Below are 18,459 nucleotides of genomic sequence, written 5' to 3' on the forward strand. Positions count from 1 at the left end.
ATTACCCACACATCACTTTGCAGATTGTAAATACTTAGCTATAGAAAAGCACACATAGAAGTCCACTTGCTTCACACTGACTTTTAACAACGTTGTTCTCGCTTTTCTGTAAACTAGATATTTTCTTTGCTCGATCACACTCCCAGTTATTTACTGGATACATTTTGTCCCACGCTTTCATTAGCTTTCTTTGTGATGCACTCATATTATATCGTTTATAAGCACTTTCCATATAAAGGTAAGTACGTGCAATCGCCCCTCTTGCTAATTCAGGCGGCTCTGCTTTTCTATTATCTATCTTCATCGCACAGCTACCGAAATCACTTTGTGCTGAAGGCAGGATAGTGAAATTATAATTACTTCTCAGTGCATTAACGGCACCTATAGCAGGATAAAGGTTGAACATGTCTGCCTGCATAAAGCGATACTCAGTGCTCACTTTCTCCGCACATCTTCGACCTTTAAACGACTTCCCTCTGCTACTAACACATTGACTATGCCCATCTCTCCATTCACTGAAAGTACGACCAAAGTTCTCTGCTGGCACAACATGTTCCTACTCAATTTTTTGAGCACGCTTAAGATACTTAGTTGTAGTAAAACCTTTTGGGGTAGTTACTTTTTTATGGGAATTAAATTCGGCACCACAGTAAAGCGTGCTTCGGTGATTGTTATGAACTTGCTTTTCTAACACCTTCTTCGCTTTACTAAACGATTCTATTTCTTGATTTTCAGCGAATACCTCAAAAGTGCCTAGTATTGTTATAAAGAATGCTATTAAAAATTTCATAAGGTTATCTTAAATTTAGAATTCATAAGGTGCCACAGATACTTTTATAAGTTTATGTGGGGTTTCTCACATACTTTGAGATATAAATAGATCCATCTTTTATTAAGATACACCTAATCCAACTAAAAGGTGTTTAGAAAATGAAATTAAATAATCAAGAAATTAAAAACTTAAAATGCAATTCTGGGCAGAAACATACTAAAAAAGATCTCGGTAAAAACTTATATGTATTGGTAAAAAATACAGGCTTAAAGCAATTTCGTTTCCGCTATATTTTTGATGATAGGCATAAAGAGATAGTCTTGGGGAATTACCCTCAAACAACTCTCGAACAGGCGCGCACTAAAGCGAACGAAGCCCGCTTGCTTCTTAGCAATTCAACAGTCCCTATGAGTTAGGTAAGTTAACAAAGGTTAAGGGCCTTGTTAGAGTTTAACCAAATAAAAATTATAGCCAACAAGCAAAATTACTGTGTTGTTGGCTAAACTACTTACCTTAGAGAATTATAGGGTATAAATATAATCAATAAATTTTAGCTATAAAATAGATGCTATTGTGCCTCGTGATTTTCATGGCATAGCTCAACTTTATTAAGCTAACAAGAAAACTATCATCATAACGAATGCAATTAGCTCATCGCACTATTTAAATATTTAGCTCACCATAGCAGCATTTCGTTTCTCAAAAAACGATAGATTATGTGCATCAATTTAAATGCAAGTATTGTAACAACAGTTTGAAGATGCGTACTGTTTTGAGTTAAAAACTGTCTAGTGAAAGCTGATGAGTACAGATATCGATCACACAAAAACCAAAGCTATGTCACCAAAAACAAATGGTATCTGCGAACGTTTCCATAAAGTGATACTCATGAATTTTATCAAATTACATTCCGTAAAGCTCGTTAGGGGAATAACAAAAGGATCTGGGCGAATCGATGATTTATTATAATAATGACCGAACTCATCAAGGAAAAATGTGCTGTGGCAGAACGCCATTGGAAACATTATTAGATGGGAAATCGATTTGGGCTGAGAAGAATTTAGCTCAAATCTAAAATGACAGTCACCGATTGAAAAACGGGTAACTATCAGATCAAGTCTGAGCTAGTACATCTGAATGTAGTTGTTGCAATTCACCTAAATGATATCTATTAAAGTACGCACATTCTTTAGACCCTCATCTACGTCATCAAGGATGTATTCAAGTGCCGATAATCCATCAAAGTGCTCATTAGGTTTATTTATCCAACTATCAGCTTGTAAGCGGTCATTAAATATTAAGCCTAGCCCTCTATAAATGCCGATGACGTAAGAGATTCTTATTAGTACGTCTTCACTGAGGCTTCCAGCACATCCTTGTTGCCACTGCTCATATATATGAGCACCTTTGGCACCTAGCAATGTTTTTTGCTTGTAAGGCTCTATCTGCCAAGCTTTCATTATATTAAAAAAAGTTTTTAATGCCACTTGGGCCGTTCTTTGTAGGTCTTCTTGACGAACTTTATCCATATATATTATTACACCTTAAAAACTTGTCTCTTAATAATAAAAATTTATAACGATGTTAAGCTGTATTGTTCCAATACTCTAAAGCCATTACTTCTGAGCGTTCAGAACTCATATATTCAGCAAGCCTTTTTACTTTAATAGGGTTTTGGTTTTGGACTTTTTCGTTTACTGCATCTAAAGCATTCTGCACATCTAAACTATTACCATCTACAAACCAATGACAACGATCTTTGTGTCTTGAGCCTGCAACATAAGAGGCTGCCCTATCCATTGCTTTGTTATAAAATACAAAAGTGTCGCCATCGATCGTTCTTCCCTGACTACTATATACCGTAAAAGCATATGCATGTACTAACTGAAGTGCGCCTTGCTCGTTAGAATATTCTGATTTTAAAAATGTAACTTCTTCACCAGAGTCTTTTTTTATAGTAAAAAGAATATCCGAATTGATAGCTTTAACCTCCTTAATAATGCCAAGTTGGCCATTTATCAGATTTCGTTCAGGCGTATTTTTAGTAAACCTGACACGATCGTGGCTTGAAAATTTTTGCAAAAAATACCTCTCAGAAACAACACAATTAGCCTTTATATCCTCTTCACCTAGCAAACCTCTTTGCTGTAATTCACTTCTAATAAATTCATTTAAGGGTTGAATATCTTTCCAGCTATAAGCTATAACTAACCAATCTTTTTTTGGATTCGTATCTACATAGATTGACCAACGTTTTATCAATCTCTCCAAAGCAAGCTCCCTAGTCTCGGCTATATGCAATAGTCCTTTTGCAATCATTATTTTAAGTGCTTTTATTGAGTCGCCAGATCTCAATACTGTTACAAGACTTTTAGCCCAATTCTCACGCTGTCTATATATAGTTTGTAACTCTGTAAAGCCATATCTTTTGGACAAGTATAATAAACACCCTCCATGGTTAATAGCACGTAACTGCTCAACTTCGCCTACTAAAACCAATTTAGAACCAGATCTCTTTATTTCCTTTAATAGCGCTAATAAATCTAATGAAGGAACTAACCCAGCTTCATCAATTAATATTACCGTATTAGTAAATTTATTATTTTTATGTTTAATTTCAATTAATAACTTTTCGAAGGTACAGCTATTTATACCTGTTTCGGCTTCCAACTGAGTCGCTGCTGCTTTAGATACTGTAGCGCCCACTAATTTATATCCTGATAGTTCGTAAGCTATACGCAATGCCTTCATAGATGTAGATTTACCAGCTCCAGCCCTACCTTGTAAAATTTCTAATCCTGTGCTGGTAAGCTTCTGTATTGAGCAACTTTGCTCTGATGATAATTTGAACCCCTGCTCTAATTCTTGTTTGCTAATTGCTTGCTTGATAACATTTTCAGAAAGCCGATAGTTACTATTACTTCGCAATAAATCAGTCAAACCAACTAGCTCGTTTTCAAACCGCAACATAGGCTTTGTTGTGTAAATTTCCTGTCCGGTTGAATTGATAACCGGCCCTAAAAGTCTTGTATTGTTGAGGATAGCTTCTACAGTATTCAAGATTTCGGATAAGTTCACATGAAAGAACTGAGCTTCAGTTGCTGTTATTTCATATATTTTGCGTATATCTACAATTGCATTTGATTGTGTCAGTTTTTTGATAATTAAAACTACGGGCAAGGCTTCTATAGTCGGTACATTTTCTGTATTCAGATTTTTATAAAGCTCTTCTTCAGTGTAACCTAGTTCGTTCAAAGCCATACGCCAAGTATTTATCTGACTAGCCAAAATCTTTTTTTGTTTTGGTTTTCTCGAATAAAGTGAAACTTTGTTTTTCACTTCAGGGCTACTACCTTCAAGACCCATCTCTTCTAGTTTATTATTAATACCTTCACTTCGCTTAGAAAAAAGCCTACAAATATCAAGGTTGCTCCCTGAAAATGTAAAACAATCTGTTTCATTTACCCTAATTATTTTAAAGCCTAACTCTCTTAAGCTACTGGCTAATAAAGCCCTATAAACTTGTACAGCGGCTTTTTGCCAGCGGTATATAAGGTGTGAATGCAAACTAGCCCACTTACCATCTTCTCTCAAAGTTAACCGAGAAAGAAGTGCATGCGTATGTAAATGAAAATCCCCCTCCCTTGACTCGTAATGTTTAAACAACAATGCTGCAAAGCCCTTTGTTTTTTTTAGGTTTTTACCTCCCTGCCCAGTTCTAGTAAAAGACACTTTTAACTCCAGAAACTCTAGAGCCCCTAGGACAGCTTGAAATTGGGCTTCGTCTATACGTTTTTGAAATAGATCATCAACTCGTACAAAAGCTTTAGAAATAGGTTTCGGCGCGTTAAAAACTATATCCAATATTTCTACTTTTTTACTCTTTACGGAGCCAATGAGCTGCTTGCCATGGATATCACATCCTGAAAATATATTTTTTAATTCATTAAAATACATTTTTGGCTTAAAGTTCAACGCCTTTGAAACTGCCCCCGTATAAAGAATATCTAAAGGCTTCATGTTGGTTTGATGGTCATTTTCAATGTAATAATTCAGCCGAGATTGCTTCGATATAGAAATCACTAAAGTTTAATTCCATTTTCAATTAGACGATCAATGGCCTCCTCTTTTTCATCTTCGTTCAAATTTAGCATTACAGAGATTACTTCTATCAAAAGTTGTCTTTGCCTTTGCTCCATTAGAGTTAAGTGGTTTTCTATTTTTTGTTGCTCAAAATAATTTAGGCAAGATTTGCGTATAATACTCGCTATTGTTGTCCCCTCACTTTCTGCTTTAAATTCTAATTTGCTGTAATCATCTCTTGTAAATCTTATAGTTACCGCTTTTTCTAAATTTTTACTCATAATTGAAAACCTTGATTTCTTCTTTTAAATCAATAACTTAAAACTTAATTTTAGTTGTTATGTATTACATATCGGTTTTCTTATGTTGTTGTTAAGTTTAGCTTTTTTAATTTTATTTTTTGAAAAAATATAAACCGTGCATAATGTCTAGTAATAAAGGGGGCTATTTACAGTTCACCTTTTTCTGTCATTTTTTTACGCTTAAGAAGCCATGCATCTATATCACTGGCAAAAAAACCTACTGAGCGAGAGCCAAGCAAAATAGGTTTTGGAAAATTAGGGTCTAGCCGCCAGCGCCATAAGGTACTTTTACTAACTTGTAGCTGCTCTCTGAGCTCTTTAAGCCTGATAATTTTATTTTTTAACTTCATAACTGAACCTTATTAATTAGTAACTTATACTTGCTTATGAGGAACAAGCAAAAACATAATATAAGGTTTCAAAAGTGTTTATATGGGATCATTTCAAAAATAAGTGGTATGTCGCATTTAAAGTTATTCAACCTCATTTAATTTACCTTTTAAGAAGACTTTTATAACAATATGCATACTCATTTGAAAAACTATATCCGCGGTAAATTATCTAAATGGTTTAAATGCATCACTGAATAACAGCCCTTGTTAGTTAATATTACAAAACTTGTTTTTTAACTCTGGCAATTAATAATTTACGAGTAATTTAGTGATGCCAAGCTTTTAATGCTTACCCACAATATTTCAATGGCCAGACTCACCCGTTCACCTCAACAAAAAACAGCTCCCACAGATTAATGATCAACAGATTTTTATAAACTTTTTAAACCAGTTGACGATCAACAGCCTCGCTTTAAGCCATCGGTATATCAGAATCCACCTATTTCCTTGAGCAATGAAACCTAACGGGGTAACGTTACCCCTCTCGTTAAAATGTTTTTTTATTGGTTTTGTTAACCAGAGTACCCTGTTGGCGGTCTACCAGTTCTTTTAAAACGATGTAAACTCGTTAGCTTTAGTATGTGGGTTAGTGCGTACGATTTCAGTAGCTGATTTGTTGCGATAGGTTATGGAGGGTAGTTGACCGTCAACTAGCTGCTTAGTTAGCCGTTCCAGTAGCAAGTTTGTTGCGATAGGTTATGGAGAGTAGTTGACCGTCAACTAGCTGCTTAATTAGCCGTTCCAGTAGCGAGTTTGTTGCGATAGATTATGAAGGGTAGTTGACCGTCAACTAGTTGCTTAATTAGCCGTTCCAGTAGCGAGTTTGTTGCGATAGATTATGAAGGGTAGTTGACCGTCAACTAGTTGCTTACTTAGTCGTTTCAGTAGCTGATTTGTTGCGATAGGCTATGAAGGCAATAATGCCCAACAGTTTATAAACGCCGCTGAGTCTCAGTAGCTGATTTGTTGCGATAGGCTATGAAGGATCTTTAATCAACTTCTTAATGATGTTTATGGTTCGTTTCAGTAGCTGATTTGTTGCGATAGGCTATGAAGGTCTATAAACATGACAATTTGGCCGTGTAATTTGGCTGTTTCAGTAGCTGATTTGTTGCGATAGGCTATGAAGGCCGCTACGACGCCTACGCAATCGCGCGTCAATGGTTTCAGTAGCTGATTTGTTGCGATAGGCTATGAAGGTTACCGCCACGGCCATGACTTACCTTAAGCACTTTATGTTTCAGTAGCTGATTTGTTGCGATAGGCTATGAAGGAAATCGTGACAACAGCAGCAGTAACAGGAGTACTCGTTTCAGTAGCTGATTTGTTGCGATAGGCTATGAAGGGTAATGGTTACCTCATCAGAAGCGGATATTTACATGTTTCAGTAGCTGATTTGTTGCGATAGGCTATGAAGGATTACACCGCCCGATTGTCGCGCCTTTTAGATATGTGTTTCAGTAGCTGATTTGATGCGATAGGCTATGAAGGGGCTTGGTTATGTGTGGTTTATCTTGCTCGCTATTTGTTTCAGTAGCTGATTTGTTGCGATAGGCTATGAAGGTGCTGGCCCATGCTTTAACCGGGTTAACCGCTTGTTTCAGTAGCTGATTTGTTGCGATAGGCTATGAAGGCAAAGTTTAAAGGCGAGGAAGGCTGGACGTTACCGTTTCAGTAGCTGATTTGTTGCGATAGGCTATGAAGGTTAAATACTTTGTGTAAGTGCAATTGCGGCGGCTTGTTTCAGTAGCTGATTTGTTGCGATAGGCTATGAAGGCTCGTTTTCAATGCAAGACGGTGAAACCATACAGTGTTTCAGTAGCTGATTTGTTGCGATAGGCTATGAAGGACGTTACCCCGCTTAAAGTTTTAGTTTAATTTGACGTTTCAATAGCTGATTTGTTGCGATAGGCTATGAAGGGTAAAAATTTGACTGGATGGCGGTACTGTAGAATGTTTCAGTAGCTGATTTGTTGCGATAGGCTATGAAGGTTAAAAGGTACTTCCCAGCACCTTGATCCTCTACGTTTCAGTAGCTGATTTGTTGCGATAGGCTATGAAGGTCTTTTATTTTTTTGATATTTTTCAAAATCTTAAAAGGTCTTTTTAGCCCATCATTTTCGAAAATGATTAAACTACCTAATTTACATCTTATTTTTCGAACTTTAGCGATCATTACAATATCTTAAATACTCACACTGGCTGCATTGCGCCGCTTGAGCACTACTGCTTGGCATACTCGCTTTACTCATACTTTCCCTCACTCTTTGTGTTGTTTCTATAACTTCAAGCTTTAAATTGCTACTAATTAATAACTTAAACTGTTTGTAGCCACTACCTTTTAGTAGAACACCCTGCTCAACACTAACATTAAGGTATGATGCGGCAGCCATAGCATAGGCAGTTAACTGCAACTTTTGTCCCTTGTTTGGCGCTTTTGTATCTGATTTATATTCAACAACAATACCTTCCTTAGCATTAAAACTAATTTCATCAATGTAACCATGCAGACCTAAGTTATCCTCTCTCACGTAACAATCTGTTATTCGCTTAAACGGAGACGTCAGTTCCTTGACCTGTCGCTTTTTATGTAACTGCTGCTGTGCACTATGCCACTGCTTACCTTGCTTTACCCAAGCTTGTTCAGGTGGCTCAAACTGCATAATAGTTTTATACCAAGGTATACGAGCGCAGAAGCTATATTGTCGTAAATAGCTAATTGGTATTAACCCATCAAAATATGGCATGCTGATCATACTCCGCAAAATCCATTGGATATCCATAGAAGTTAGCATTTTCGGACAATTTACTTACTAGGATGAAGGCTTTGTCTGTACTTTTGTCAAGCTCATGCTTCAAGATCCGCTTGGCTAAGGCTATATCTGCGGGTAATAAACGCCCCCACATGACAGATTTCTGTACTGATACCATACCTACGTCTTTCAGCTGATTATATAAACGAGTGCGTGCTTTATTGTTGGTAATATCATAAGCAATGATAACTTCGGTAGTTTTTGTTTTAAGCATAAGTATCACCATCTGAATAATAGTGGTCGATATTTTTGATCGTCGGCAAATAATCCACATAATCGATAACATTGTCGTTGCATTACACTTTCTAAACGCACTTTTTTCCCCCTATAGGGAATAGGATTTTCAAGTGTATTAAGGATATTAGCTGTCAGCTTTTTACGGGTTTTTGCTTTAAGTTCTGAGCCCTGTAACTCTGAGCGTAATTTAATAACAGCTCTATCTACCACCCAAGGTCGATACTCCTCCATTAAATCAAGTACCAGAGCGGGTTTTCCGGGCCGTATAGCATGGAGCGCGCCCATGTAGACTTCTAATCCTGCATTAGTGAGCGCATTCCATATCACGCTAGCCAAAATACCATAACCATAATTGAGTGCTTGATTAGCAGGATCTTGTGCGCCTCTTCCCTTTCGTGACACAAACTCTTGTCCCAACAACTGGTGTTTGGTTAACAAAGCCCAATATTGTGCGGCTGCTTGACCTTCAAGCCCCATTACTTGGCTTTGCCATTGACAGTGATAAGGTAAATGTCGAACCTTTTCGGCTAAAGTTGCGAGCTGCTCACTACAGTAGCTTGCAGCCTGCTTTTTCTCTGGTGTGCATTTTTGTTTGTGAAAGTAGAGTAACGTAGCTCTTTGATTACGGATTTTGCCATAAATGATCGCACGAGCCAGCCGGTAGCACTGTTCGCTTTGTTGTAAAAAAGTTAATTGATTTAGTCTATTTTGAACCACTGCATGTTGCGCATTACCATGTAAACAACAAAGCTCTTGCGCTCTGTCGCCTATAAAGACCTTATTCCATACCTAGCACAAGCACTCAGTAAATTTGAAGAGACACTTACACCACTTTTTTGAATGGACAAAGTATTTATTTTTCTCAGAGGGATATGTCTTTCTGGATTATCACCTTCTCTAATTACCAAGCGTTCAGAGGTTACCCCTAACGAACGACCATGTTCTTGAATGACAACGTGCTGCATTCTACCTCCTTGTTAAAGTTTTACTTGCACTAGTTGCATACTTTATGTAACTTATTAAGTGCAACAAATCAGCTGTAAAGCTGGAATCACTTTACAGTCAATTATGGCTCAAGCTCTGTATTACACACCTTGAGTCACAAAAAGCGCCTTATGGCGCTTTTTGTGATTTTGCTTCTTCTAAATTTTGCTTAGCTACTAGTTTAGCTATATGTTCAGCTTTAACTGGCAAGCCTAAAGAAACTGTTTCGTCTATATGTTGCACTTTAACGGTTTTATTTCTTTCTGCTCGGATAGCCGTATTAAGTATACTTTTTAATGTATCTGTCACTATCACACACTTTTCAGTATCATATTTATCGAAATTCAGGCTCGATCTTTTTTTCCATGCTTCAGCTTCTATTGCTCGTTTTAATAAAAGGTTTTTTTCAAACCATTGCTTAGAAACTCCCTCGATGTTTATTTGCGTATTACTTAGTACTTTAATGTTTAACAGGTCAATGTTTAGACTTAATACTTTTGCTTTTTTTTCATTTATTAAAGTTTTCACATTAATTTGCGCATCTTTAAAACTCACTTTTTCTTCTAACTCCACTAGATAACCTTTAGTTAATACTGAGCTTTCAAATGCGACTAAGGTTGGTGAGTTAAGTAATATATGCATACTTTGTGACTTAGGGACTTCGTTGTTATTAACGGGGTAATGCGTAAATTTACCTTGTTTAAATTGTAGCGCTACATTGCCTCTGGCTGTTGTCTCATTAAACATAGTGTAGTGACGCACTGGACTATGCTTATTGAACTTTTCTGTTTGACCTAAAAATGCTTGGCAGTAATTTTTCCATTGATTTAGTTGCCCAGATTCTATGACAAATTGGCCTAAATTAACTTTGGCACTTCCACCACAAATAGCTTGCCAACCATTATAAAAGTGCAGCCACTTTTGCATAAGGGGGTTATTACTTTTAAGCCTTTCTACAATATTCGGTGCCGCTTGCAAAGGGGCCTTGCTGGTATAATAAAATAATTGCCCATCACCTTTCCCAAACAACCACTTTACAGCTTTATATTCTTGAGAATTTTTATCTAAATTTGATTTTTTTGCCGTCATTAATACCGAGAACATGAGGCTTAAAATTGCGTATGAGTTTGGAGTGTAAAATTTTATTCCTTGTTTTAATTTCAATTGGTAATAAGCATGCGTGGTTAACCACTGTAATATTTCAACATTCTTATCAGCCACTTTTGCTGTAGCACGAACAAATTCACCTGCTTCGATTTCACTTTTGTAATAACCTTTAACAACGTTGCTGTTATCGACTGCCAAATCGTAAAAACGTATGCCTAATGCATTTTCGCCAAAAATTCGACGGGAAATTACTGTATGTGGTTTACTGATAGGGCCATTTTTTACAATTTTATTCGCTAAACTTGTAGGTTTTACAATTAGCTCAGGTTGCAGTTGCTCAGCCTTTATAGCCAAAGATGTAAAATTACTGGCTTTATATTCGCCTGTTTGCGCATCTACCTTAGGCCAAATTGAGCTATCACCGACGTCGATACTCAAGGCACCCTCTCCTTGATGCTGCTCAACGGCTAATGCCATTGCACACATAGCGTCGATAACATGGCTATATGGCCGTTGACTTTGACCTTTGTTCTTACAAAAGGGTGTTAAGTCCCAGTCTGTTTTAACTAATGCCTGCGTGAGTACACGGCGTAAACTGGTTGTAGAGAGTTCATCTTGGCTATTGGCTGAATATTCAAAGTAATCGAAGTTTAACTGGTTTTCGCATTGTATTATTCTGGCCTTCTGCCAAAAAGCATCTGCTAATAACTGGGCCATAAAACGTTGCGTCCCATTTACACGGCTTTTACTGCCATGCTGTATAGCACTTATTACGCCTTGCTTTAATTCATCAAACTCGTCTAAAAATAATGCGTGCCTAAATGCTACCTGCTGAACTGGCGTTAGTGCTATGAATTGACGGTATTGGCCAAAAACAAACTTGGCTTTATTGCTATCCCAAAGAGTTGCATATAGATGCGCTTTAATTAGCTCTGGATCGGTCGTATTAAAATGCGCTTGCAGATACTCTTTACTTAAATCTTTCAGAGATAGTAGCCGATTTTGTTTAACTTTACGGTTACCAGTAACGCTGGATGCTATTAGATTAGCTTCATCATTAAGTACGCCGAATACACCTGAACGAGGAATAATATGGTCTATATCTGATTTGGAGAAATTAATTACCTCCCCTGTATATGGACAAAGTTGCTTGCCAGCATTAAATATACGCTCTTGCTTTTGAGTGAAGTACTTCTCGTCTTCTGGCAGTCGTTGCTGCTTATTTTTTCCTTGACCCTTTAAAGCATGCAAGTTAGCACTAAAGTCAAAGCGGTTTTGCTCTAATACTAACGGTAATGAAACTCTATGACCTTGTTTTAAAATACCCTCAAGCTCAGGCCATAGATAATTTGCAATATGATGAGCCTGATGATTTAACAAACGCTTTAAGCCCCCATCTATCAATCGCAGGCTCATTGTGGATAACCTAGATGCTTGCGCAAATCCATTACTAATCTGCATCCTAGCTGCATTATCAGCGCTGCATAGAGGACAAGTTTTACCAAAGCCACTGCGTTCGATATTAAACAATAGACTATGTAATTGCGCATATGTGAACAAGCTTTTATTGCGATTAAAAAAATAGTTTTGTTGAGATGTATCTTGGAAGAAATATACTGCAAGCTTTTGAGTTACCTCTTGAGCTTTACTGGCTAACTTTTGCAACTTCGGCTCACTGACTATAGCTGCTTGTAGGTCTATTCCGTAATCTTTTTGTGCTTTATGCGCATCTTTTGCTAGTGTTATAACCCCTTTGGCTGCGCTTTTTATCTGTTCAGCAAGTTTCTCTAACGATATTGCTTCATCATTCGTACTGATTGTAAATAGTTGCTCTTGCTCTAAACCAAGTAATTGCAATACATCACCAAGCGCTTGGTGCTTTAATTGCTTAGGTTTGTGCTGACAAACTTGCAATAACTTACGATTTTTTTGCCATTTATTCAGCTCCGAATTTTGTTTATTGTCTCGGTGAATAAAGTAGCGGCCCTGCTTAGTTCGTCGGCGGGTCTGATAGTATAGATTTATCAAGTGCCAAAATTCGCTTGGCTCAGGCTGGCTGGTACACTCTACTTTTAAATTACTTGGTAGCCAGCTCTTCTCTAATAAACTTGCAAGGTTTGCCTCTGCTTTATCTGTACTTTTCCCCTTTCTTTTTAACTGATTGATCTGCTTTAACTTGCCCCAGATCTCACTTAATTTATAGGGGCACTGCTTAGCACTTGTATCAAAAACGAATTGCAAGCTTCTAGCTTGCAATTCTAATACACCATTTTGCTTTTCTGACTCAACAAGTACATTCCCTTCTTTACTAATTTTGCTACGTAATCTTGTTTGATAATTGCTAAGCGCCTGCTGCATTTTCCCACAAGAGCTAGAAAGCTGTACTAACCATTTTTGCCACTCTGGGTACTGTGATGTTAATGTTTCGGTATTGAGTAATAGGGTTTGGCAATAAGGCGGCTTACGGTTAGTATGCGATTCGTATGGCGCAATTGTATGCTCAGGATTGGTTTGCAGTAGAAACTGTAATATTTTTTTGGGATTCGCTTGGGTGTAAGCTTTCAGAGTTTGCTTAAATTTTTTCCTTTCTGGAGTGTTTGCATCTGTTCCTTGCCAGAGCTTTAATACCCAGTGGCTAATATGTTGGTTAAGTATCGCATCAATCTGGTCATAGGTTAATTTATCATCTAAAGATTTATGAATACGATTAAGTAGTTTCAAATCAAAATTATTTACATGGCAAAGTAGCGACCAAAACACTCTGATAAACTCACCCTGTTTATAACCTTTTGCATGGGTTAACGCATTAAAGAGCCTTTTAAATTTTTTGTCTTCACTTTTAGACATATGCTCGATGTCGTGATGAATAGCTTTAAAGTAATCTCGGCGATGTTTTGCTCCCGTTACCTGCGCTTTTTCATTTTTTAAGTCTTTAACAACTTTTAGAAGTAAAGCTTGAGGAGAGTTTTTCTTTTTATTATCAATACTCTCTAAATGTTGTTGCAACTCTTCAAGCTCGAAAACTCGTAATTGTAATAAACTCTCTTCGATCTCTGAGAAGTTTAGCTGATCAAATACAGGTGAAGCGTTAGCCTCAATCAAAAAAGCTTGTAATGCGATCCAGTGCTCTTGCTCTACCTGTTTAACAGCCGTAAAGTCAATTTCTGATTCATGATAATTATAGCCACGGCGATTTAAAAAATGATTAATAGCTTCTTGATGGCCTTGTGTTTTAAAGTTATGTACATGCTCGAGTAAAAATAAGAAAAGTTTTTTGGCTTGCTTCTTTCGTTTGCGACAGCGGATAGCATGGCGGGTGGCTGTTCTGTTTATTTGAAGAAATTGGTAACCACCATTCATTATATTTGGAACTTGTGCAACAAAAGCTTTTTTCAAAACTTTATTCTTTTTATCAAAATCTGCTAGTTTTGTATTTGCTGCATAACTAAGATTAAACACTCCCGTGTTTTTTGCACCAAGGTCGAGGGCTATAGGATATAACCAGTCCATATTTACTTCCTGTAAGATAGAGTTATTTTTGTTTATAAATACTTTAAATTACCAAATGATTACTAATATTTATAGCGGATAATTGATTAAAAGCATTACTACTTAACTATAAAGTCAGAGAGGCTTTTATGATAGCGTTGATTTATATGTGAATTCTTCTACTTATTATCCACAGGCTATAGGAGAGTCAATTGGCCCTTTAAGTAACAAATCTCAGCCCGACACAGGATTTAATTTTCAACTACAGCAAAACTAAGTTCTTAAAGTGTGAGTTAATGCCGCTTTTAAATATTACAGTCCGCATCAAATATGTTATAAATTAATATAACGATTATAAATAATTATAAAATTATAAATAAAAGTAATGTAGAGAATAAACTCATTAGGTTTTTAAATAAAAAAACTAAAAAATCAAAATACTTGCGTGTCATGGATGACACGTAACTCGTCATGGTTGGCACGCAACGCGTCATAGTTGGCACGGAGTGTGTCATAGTTGGCACGGAGTGTGTCATAGTTGGCACGGAGTGTGTCATAGTTGGCACGGAGTGTGTCATGGTTGACACTGAATATGTCACGATTAGCACCTCTGAAGAGCCTTTCAAACTCAAATTATAAAACTACATCTCCAGACAGCCTTTATTAACGCTAAGCTTTCAATTAATTTAAAACATGCCTTACACTTAAATAAATACTCATGAATGAAAAGAACATCTCCTCTATTCTTTCTGAATTATGCTAAGATCATACTTTACTTCATGGCTTAGAATTGGTTTTATATACCAAACCATAGTACCTCCTACAATCGGGGGTAGATTTTGGGGTATAAATTAAGAATTATCTCTCAAAGCCTTTAAAAGCAAGTAGGTGGGCGGCATGATGTGATCATCCTCCTTTAAGCACCTTGCTTATATAAAAACCCAGCTTCGGCTGGGTTTTTGCTTTTTAATACAAGCCTATTGTTATTGCTTAATTTATCTCCACATCTATACCATGAGTTATTGGATTAAAGGTAAAAGGATTTGCTTAATAATAATGAAATAATCATCTTCTTTATTTTGGTATCACTTATAACAGGGTTAGTGGTATTTATTGCTTGGATTATGCTTAAGCTCGTTATATGGGGTAAGAGCATGTCTAAAGGAGCGTATTTATTTTTAGCATTTTTTCCACTAATTTCACTTATGCCTATTCCACCCCCTACTTATGAAAATGTTCAAAAGGCCAAGCAAGAGCAGCGTAAACGAAAAGAAGACTCAGGTGACGACCCTACTAATGAAGATGAGTAAGCCAGTTTAGCTACGTAAATTAAAACACTCTTTAAGGACGCTTTAAGCATGCTCTAAGGTTTAAAATAGAGTGAACCCTTTTACTACTAACCCTATATGCGAAGCCAATGTATAACGTACAACCCCCCTTAAAATAAGCTTTAATAAACATTTACCTATACTATTCAACCCTGTATTGATATGTGAAAATACACCGACATAAAACAACTTTAGGTTTTTAAGTTATGCCAAAGCAGCATATAGGTAGTATTGCTCTTGTTGTAAAAGACTATGACGAAGCAATCGCATTTTATACAAAAAAATTAAGCTTTGAATTAGTGGAAGATACGGATTTAGGTGATGGAAAACGCTGGGTGTTAATAACTCCACCCAACTCAAATGGCACACACATATTACTTGCACAAGCAACAGAGCCAGAGCAGTTTAACGCTGTTGGCAATCAAGCAGGTGGCCGTGTGTGGCTATTTTTAAACACTGACAACTTTTGGCGCGACTACGAAAGCATGCTAGAAAATGGCGTAGTATTTCATGAGCAGCCTCGTAATGAGCCTTACGGTACGGTGGCCGTATTTGAAGATCTCTATGGTAACAAATGGGATCTTATTCAACAGAGCTAAATACTTAGTTGATTAACGACCTGACTATTTGAAATAAATCCGAGGGTAGCATGCCGCGCTGCCCTTGCTCTTCAGCCGCAACTTCACCAGCTCGAGCATGAAGAGTTACCCCGTATCGCGCTGCTTCGTCGATACTAAGCCCTTGAGCAAGCAATGCACCAATAATACCTGTAAGTACGTCGCCACTCCCTCCAACGGCAAGTGCTGCGTTGCCATTTTCACACACCCAAGTGTTTTTACCGTTATCAATTAAAGAGCCAGCGCCTTTTAATATGCAAGTAGCATTATACCGTTTTGCGCATAGTCGCACGCTTCCAAACCTATTTGACTCTATTTCAGAGGTGTTTTTGCTAATGAGCCGAGCCGCCTCACCAGGATGCGGAGTAAGGACACATTGAGCCAATGTATAAGCACTTGCATTTTCAGCTAATAAATTAAGTGCATCAGCATCAAGTACAAGCGGCGTATTGTGCTCTTGGCAATAGTGCATTACAGTGCAAAACGTTTTTTTAGCCCATTCATCCTGCCCAAGTCCAGGGCCAAGTACAACACAACTTGCCCACTCTAAAGCCTGTTCAAGGTTTTCACTCATGACCATTAACTCTGCCCTACCTATGCTTATTGGCATAATAGAACTTTGGTGCGTATAAGCCTTCACCATCCCTGCACCTGCTCGTAGCGCAGCTTCACTACTGAGCCTGATTGCACCCGCAGTACCTTGGTTGCCCCCTACGCATAATAACTTGCCATGATTGCCCTTATGGCTATTTAAAGCCCGAGAGCCCAAGCGATTAAAGCTATCTATATTTATCAAGTGAGCACAAGGTGAAGCGAGTTCACTAAAAGTATCTTCAATTGCTAATTCATCGAGAATCAACTTACCGGCATGCTGTTTACCTGTCCCTGTAGAAAGGCCTTGTTTAGTTGCAATAAAAGTAACCGTTTTTGTTGCCTGAATAGCTGCACCTAATACTTCACCTGTATTTGCATCAATCCCTGAGGGAACATCAATACTTAAAACAGGCTTTTCGCTTTGGTTGATGGCGGTAATAATCTCACAATAATTTTCGCGAACAGGTGAATTAAGCCCAGTACCTAGTAACCCATCAATCACACAGTCACAGCAATCTAAATCACTCTTTGCAAACTCGTTAACTATGCCACCAGTATCAAGCCATAGCTGCTTTGCTTTAGCAGCATCACCACTGAGTGTTTTTGCAGGATCTATAGCGCAAACTTTAACCTCTGCGCCAAAGTCCTTAATTAAACACGCGGCTATGTAAGCATCACCCGCATTATTGCCATTACCTACAATAATTAAAGTAAGCTTAGCGTTAAAAGACTGCCACTGCTTATATACGGACTCTCCCGCTCGCTGCATTAAAGTAAATAAATCTATTCCACATTGCTTAGCCGCCTCTCCCTCATAAGAGCGAATCTGCTCTTTTGTGTAAATATGCTTTTGTTTATTTAACATAGAAACTCGCCATAAATAAGTGTGTAGATGCTCTATAACTATAGCTTGGGATAAAAAAGCACTTTTCAATAGCAGATTTAGCATGCTAAACAGCTATTAAAGCTGAAATTGAAGGCTTTAATACAAAGAGTGTGAGTTCTGTGGTGTGTTTTATCCGCGGGTTTCGTGATACTCAACCCACGCTACGGAGGTGGTGGAGGCTGTGCGAATAATATCTGGAATGTATTTTCACTTTTTTGCAGACGTAAAAAAGCCCGGCTCTTTCGAGTCGGGCTTTCTTGTATTTGGAGCCTGGCGATGTCGTAGTGCCCACAGCGGTAGAGAGTCACATAGCAAATGGGACATTATCATTGTGTCGGGTCGGCCTTCCGTGGGGCTCGCCTTCGAGCTGTTTTGTTTGAATACTGAGTTTGGCATGGGTTCTTGGTTATTTACTAAACTCCAGACAGCAAAAAACCCGTCACATCGCTGTAACGGGTTTCTCTTATTTGGAGCCTGGCAATGTCCTACTTTCACATAGCAAATGCTACACTATCATCGGCGCTGTTTCGTTTCACTACTGAGTTCGGCATGGGGTCAGGTGGGTCCAAAACGCTATGGTTACCAAGCAAATATGGTGCAAAGGATTAAGGACAAGCACGTAGTGCTACTATTTCCTTTGCGCAAGGTGCCTCAATGTTAACGCTACGCGCTAAGAGTCACCTCATAAATTTGGAAAACTCTGATAATATTTTTTAAGTCTAAATATCTATCTACTTTAGCTATTAACTTCTGTCGCTTGTTTCTGTCACAAAACGCGTTTGGCGTTGTATGGTTAAGCCTCACGGGTAATTAGTACAAGTTAGCTTAATGGCTCACACCACTTCCACATCTTGC

At 37.7% G+C, this 18,459-nt stretch carries 13 protein-coding genes, 1 rRNA gene, 2 pseudogenes and 1 CRISPR repeat array; of the genes and pseudogenes, 4 read left to right on the forward strand and 12 right to left on the reverse strand.

The window, feature by feature from the left end:
• Window positions 1-34 precede the first annotated feature (34 nt).
• Window positions 35-790: pseudogene (locus tag PSH48_RS13020) on the reverse strand (endonuclease).
• 140 nt (window positions 791-930) lie between these two features.
• Here PSH48_RS13020 and PSH48_RS13025 point away from each other — a divergent pair.
• The gene (locus PSH48_RS13025) at window positions 931-1,188 is read left to right on the forward strand and encodes an Arm DNA-binding domain-containing protein (RefSeq protein ID WP_138578994.1); all 258 of its coding nucleotides are present in this window, start codon (window positions 931-933) and stop codon (window positions 1,186-1,188) included.
• Between the two features lie 382 nt (window positions 1,189-1,570).
• A pseudogene (locus PSH48_RS13030) lies at window positions 1,571-1,847 on the forward strand (integrase core domain-containing protein); the annotation flags it as partial.
• An 82-nt stretch (window positions 1,848-1,929) separates the two neighbouring features.
• Here PSH48_RS13030 and PSH48_RS13035 read toward each other — a convergent pair.
• The 9 genes from PSH48_RS13035 to PSH48_RS13075 form a co-directional block, all read right to left on the reverse strand.
• Window positions 1,930-2,301 carry an MbcA/ParS/Xre antitoxin family protein gene (locus PSH48_RS13035; protein ID WP_138578992.1) on the reverse strand — a complete coding sequence of 124 codons (372 nt, stop codon included), beginning with the start codon at window positions 2,299-2,301 and terminating at the stop codon, window positions 1,930-1,932.
• A 55-nt stretch (window positions 2,302-2,356) separates the two neighbouring features.
• Entirely contained in the window at window positions 2,357-4,855 is a 2,499-nt protein-coding gene (gene mobF, locus PSH48_RS13040; protein WP_273611708.1) for a MobF family relaxase, read from the reverse strand.
• The gene (locus PSH48_RS13045) at window positions 4,855-5,136 is read right to left on the reverse strand and encodes a plasmid mobilization protein (protein ID WP_273611709.1); all 282 of its coding nucleotides are present in this window, start codon (window positions 5,134-5,136) and stop codon (window positions 4,855-4,857) included. Before PSH48_RS13045 ends, mobF begins: the two co-directional genes overlap by 1 nt.
• 167 nt (window positions 5,137-5,303) lie before the next feature.
• The gene (locus PSH48_RS13050; protein ID WP_138611627.1) at window positions 5,304-5,507 is read right to left on the reverse strand and encodes a helix-turn-helix transcriptional regulator; all 204 of its coding nucleotides are present in this window, start codon (window positions 5,505-5,507) and stop codon (window positions 5,304-5,306) included.
• Between the two features lie 640 nt (window positions 5,508-6,147).
• Window positions 6,148-7,612: direct repeats of the CRISPR family, unit length 37 nt; unit sequence GTTTCAGTAGCTGATTTGTTGCGATAGGCTATGAAGG.
• A gap of 102 nt (window positions 7,613-7,714) precedes the next feature.
• Window positions 7,715-8,305, reverse strand: coding sequence for a CRISPR-associated protein Cas4 (gene cas4 / locus PSH48_RS13055; protein ID WP_273611710.1), 591 nt, complete (start codon window positions 8,303-8,305; stop codon window positions 7,715-7,717).
• On the reverse strand, window positions 8,283-8,576 hold the full coding sequence (cas2, locus tag PSH48_RS13060) for a CRISPR-associated endonuclease Cas2 (protein WP_171044765.1): 294 nt from the start codon (window positions 8,574-8,576) through the stop codon (window positions 8,283-8,285). Before cas2 ends, cas4 begins: the two co-directional genes overlap by 23 nt.
• A 5-nt stretch (window positions 8,577-8,581) precedes the next feature.
• Complete coding sequence (cas1, locus tag PSH48_RS13065; RefSeq protein ID WP_273611714.1) at window positions 8,582-9,370, reverse strand: CRISPR-associated endonuclease Cas1; 789 nt, start codon at window positions 9,368-9,370, stop codon at window positions 8,582-8,584.
• Window positions 9,367-9,564, reverse strand: a complete 198-nt coding sequence (locus tag PSH48_RS13070; RefSeq protein ID WP_273611711.1) for a CRISPR-associated endonuclease Cas1 — start codon at window positions 9,562-9,564, stop codon at window positions 9,367-9,369. Before PSH48_RS13070 ends, cas1 begins: the two co-directional genes overlap by 4 nt.
• 148 nt (window positions 9,565-9,712) lie before the next feature.
• Complete coding sequence (locus PSH48_RS13075; RefSeq protein WP_273611712.1) at window positions 9,713-14,200, reverse strand: hypothetical protein; 4,488 nt, start codon at window positions 14,198-14,200, stop codon at window positions 9,713-9,715.
• Window positions 14,201-15,222: 1,022 nt separating this feature from the next.
• Here PSH48_RS13075 and PSH48_RS13080 point away from each other — a divergent pair.
• Window positions 15,223-15,489: a hypothetical protein gene (locus PSH48_RS13080; RefSeq protein WP_085065434.1), complete on the forward strand. Its 267-nt coding sequence runs from the start codon at window positions 15,223-15,225 to the stop codon at window positions 15,487-15,489.
• A gap of 224 nt (window positions 15,490-15,713) precedes the next feature.
• Window positions 15,714-16,106, forward strand: coding sequence for a VOC family protein (locus PSH48_RS13085; protein WP_004587679.1), 393 nt, complete (start codon window positions 15,714-15,716; stop codon window positions 16,104-16,106).
• A gap of 4 nt (window positions 16,107-16,110) precedes the next feature.
• Here PSH48_RS13085 and PSH48_RS13090 read toward each other — a convergent pair whose 3' ends face one another.
• Together PSH48_RS13090 and rrf are read right to left on the reverse strand one after the other, a co-directional pair.
• Window positions 16,111-17,583, reverse strand: coding sequence for an NAD(P)H-hydrate dehydratase (locus PSH48_RS13090; RefSeq protein ID WP_273587554.1), 1,473 nt, complete (start codon window positions 17,581-17,583; stop codon window positions 16,111-16,113).
• Window positions 17,584-18,076: 493 nt separating this feature from the next.
• A 5S ribosomal RNA gene (rrf, locus tag PSH48_RS13095) occupies window positions 18,077-18,191 on the reverse strand.
• Window positions 18,192-18,459: the final 268 nt, after the last annotated feature.

It is taken from the genome of Pseudoalteromonas sp. Angola-4 (genome assembly GCF_028599265.1).
GTDB lineage: Bacteria > Pseudomonadota > Gammaproteobacteria > Enterobacterales > Alteromonadaceae > Pseudoalteromonas > Pseudoalteromonas atlantica.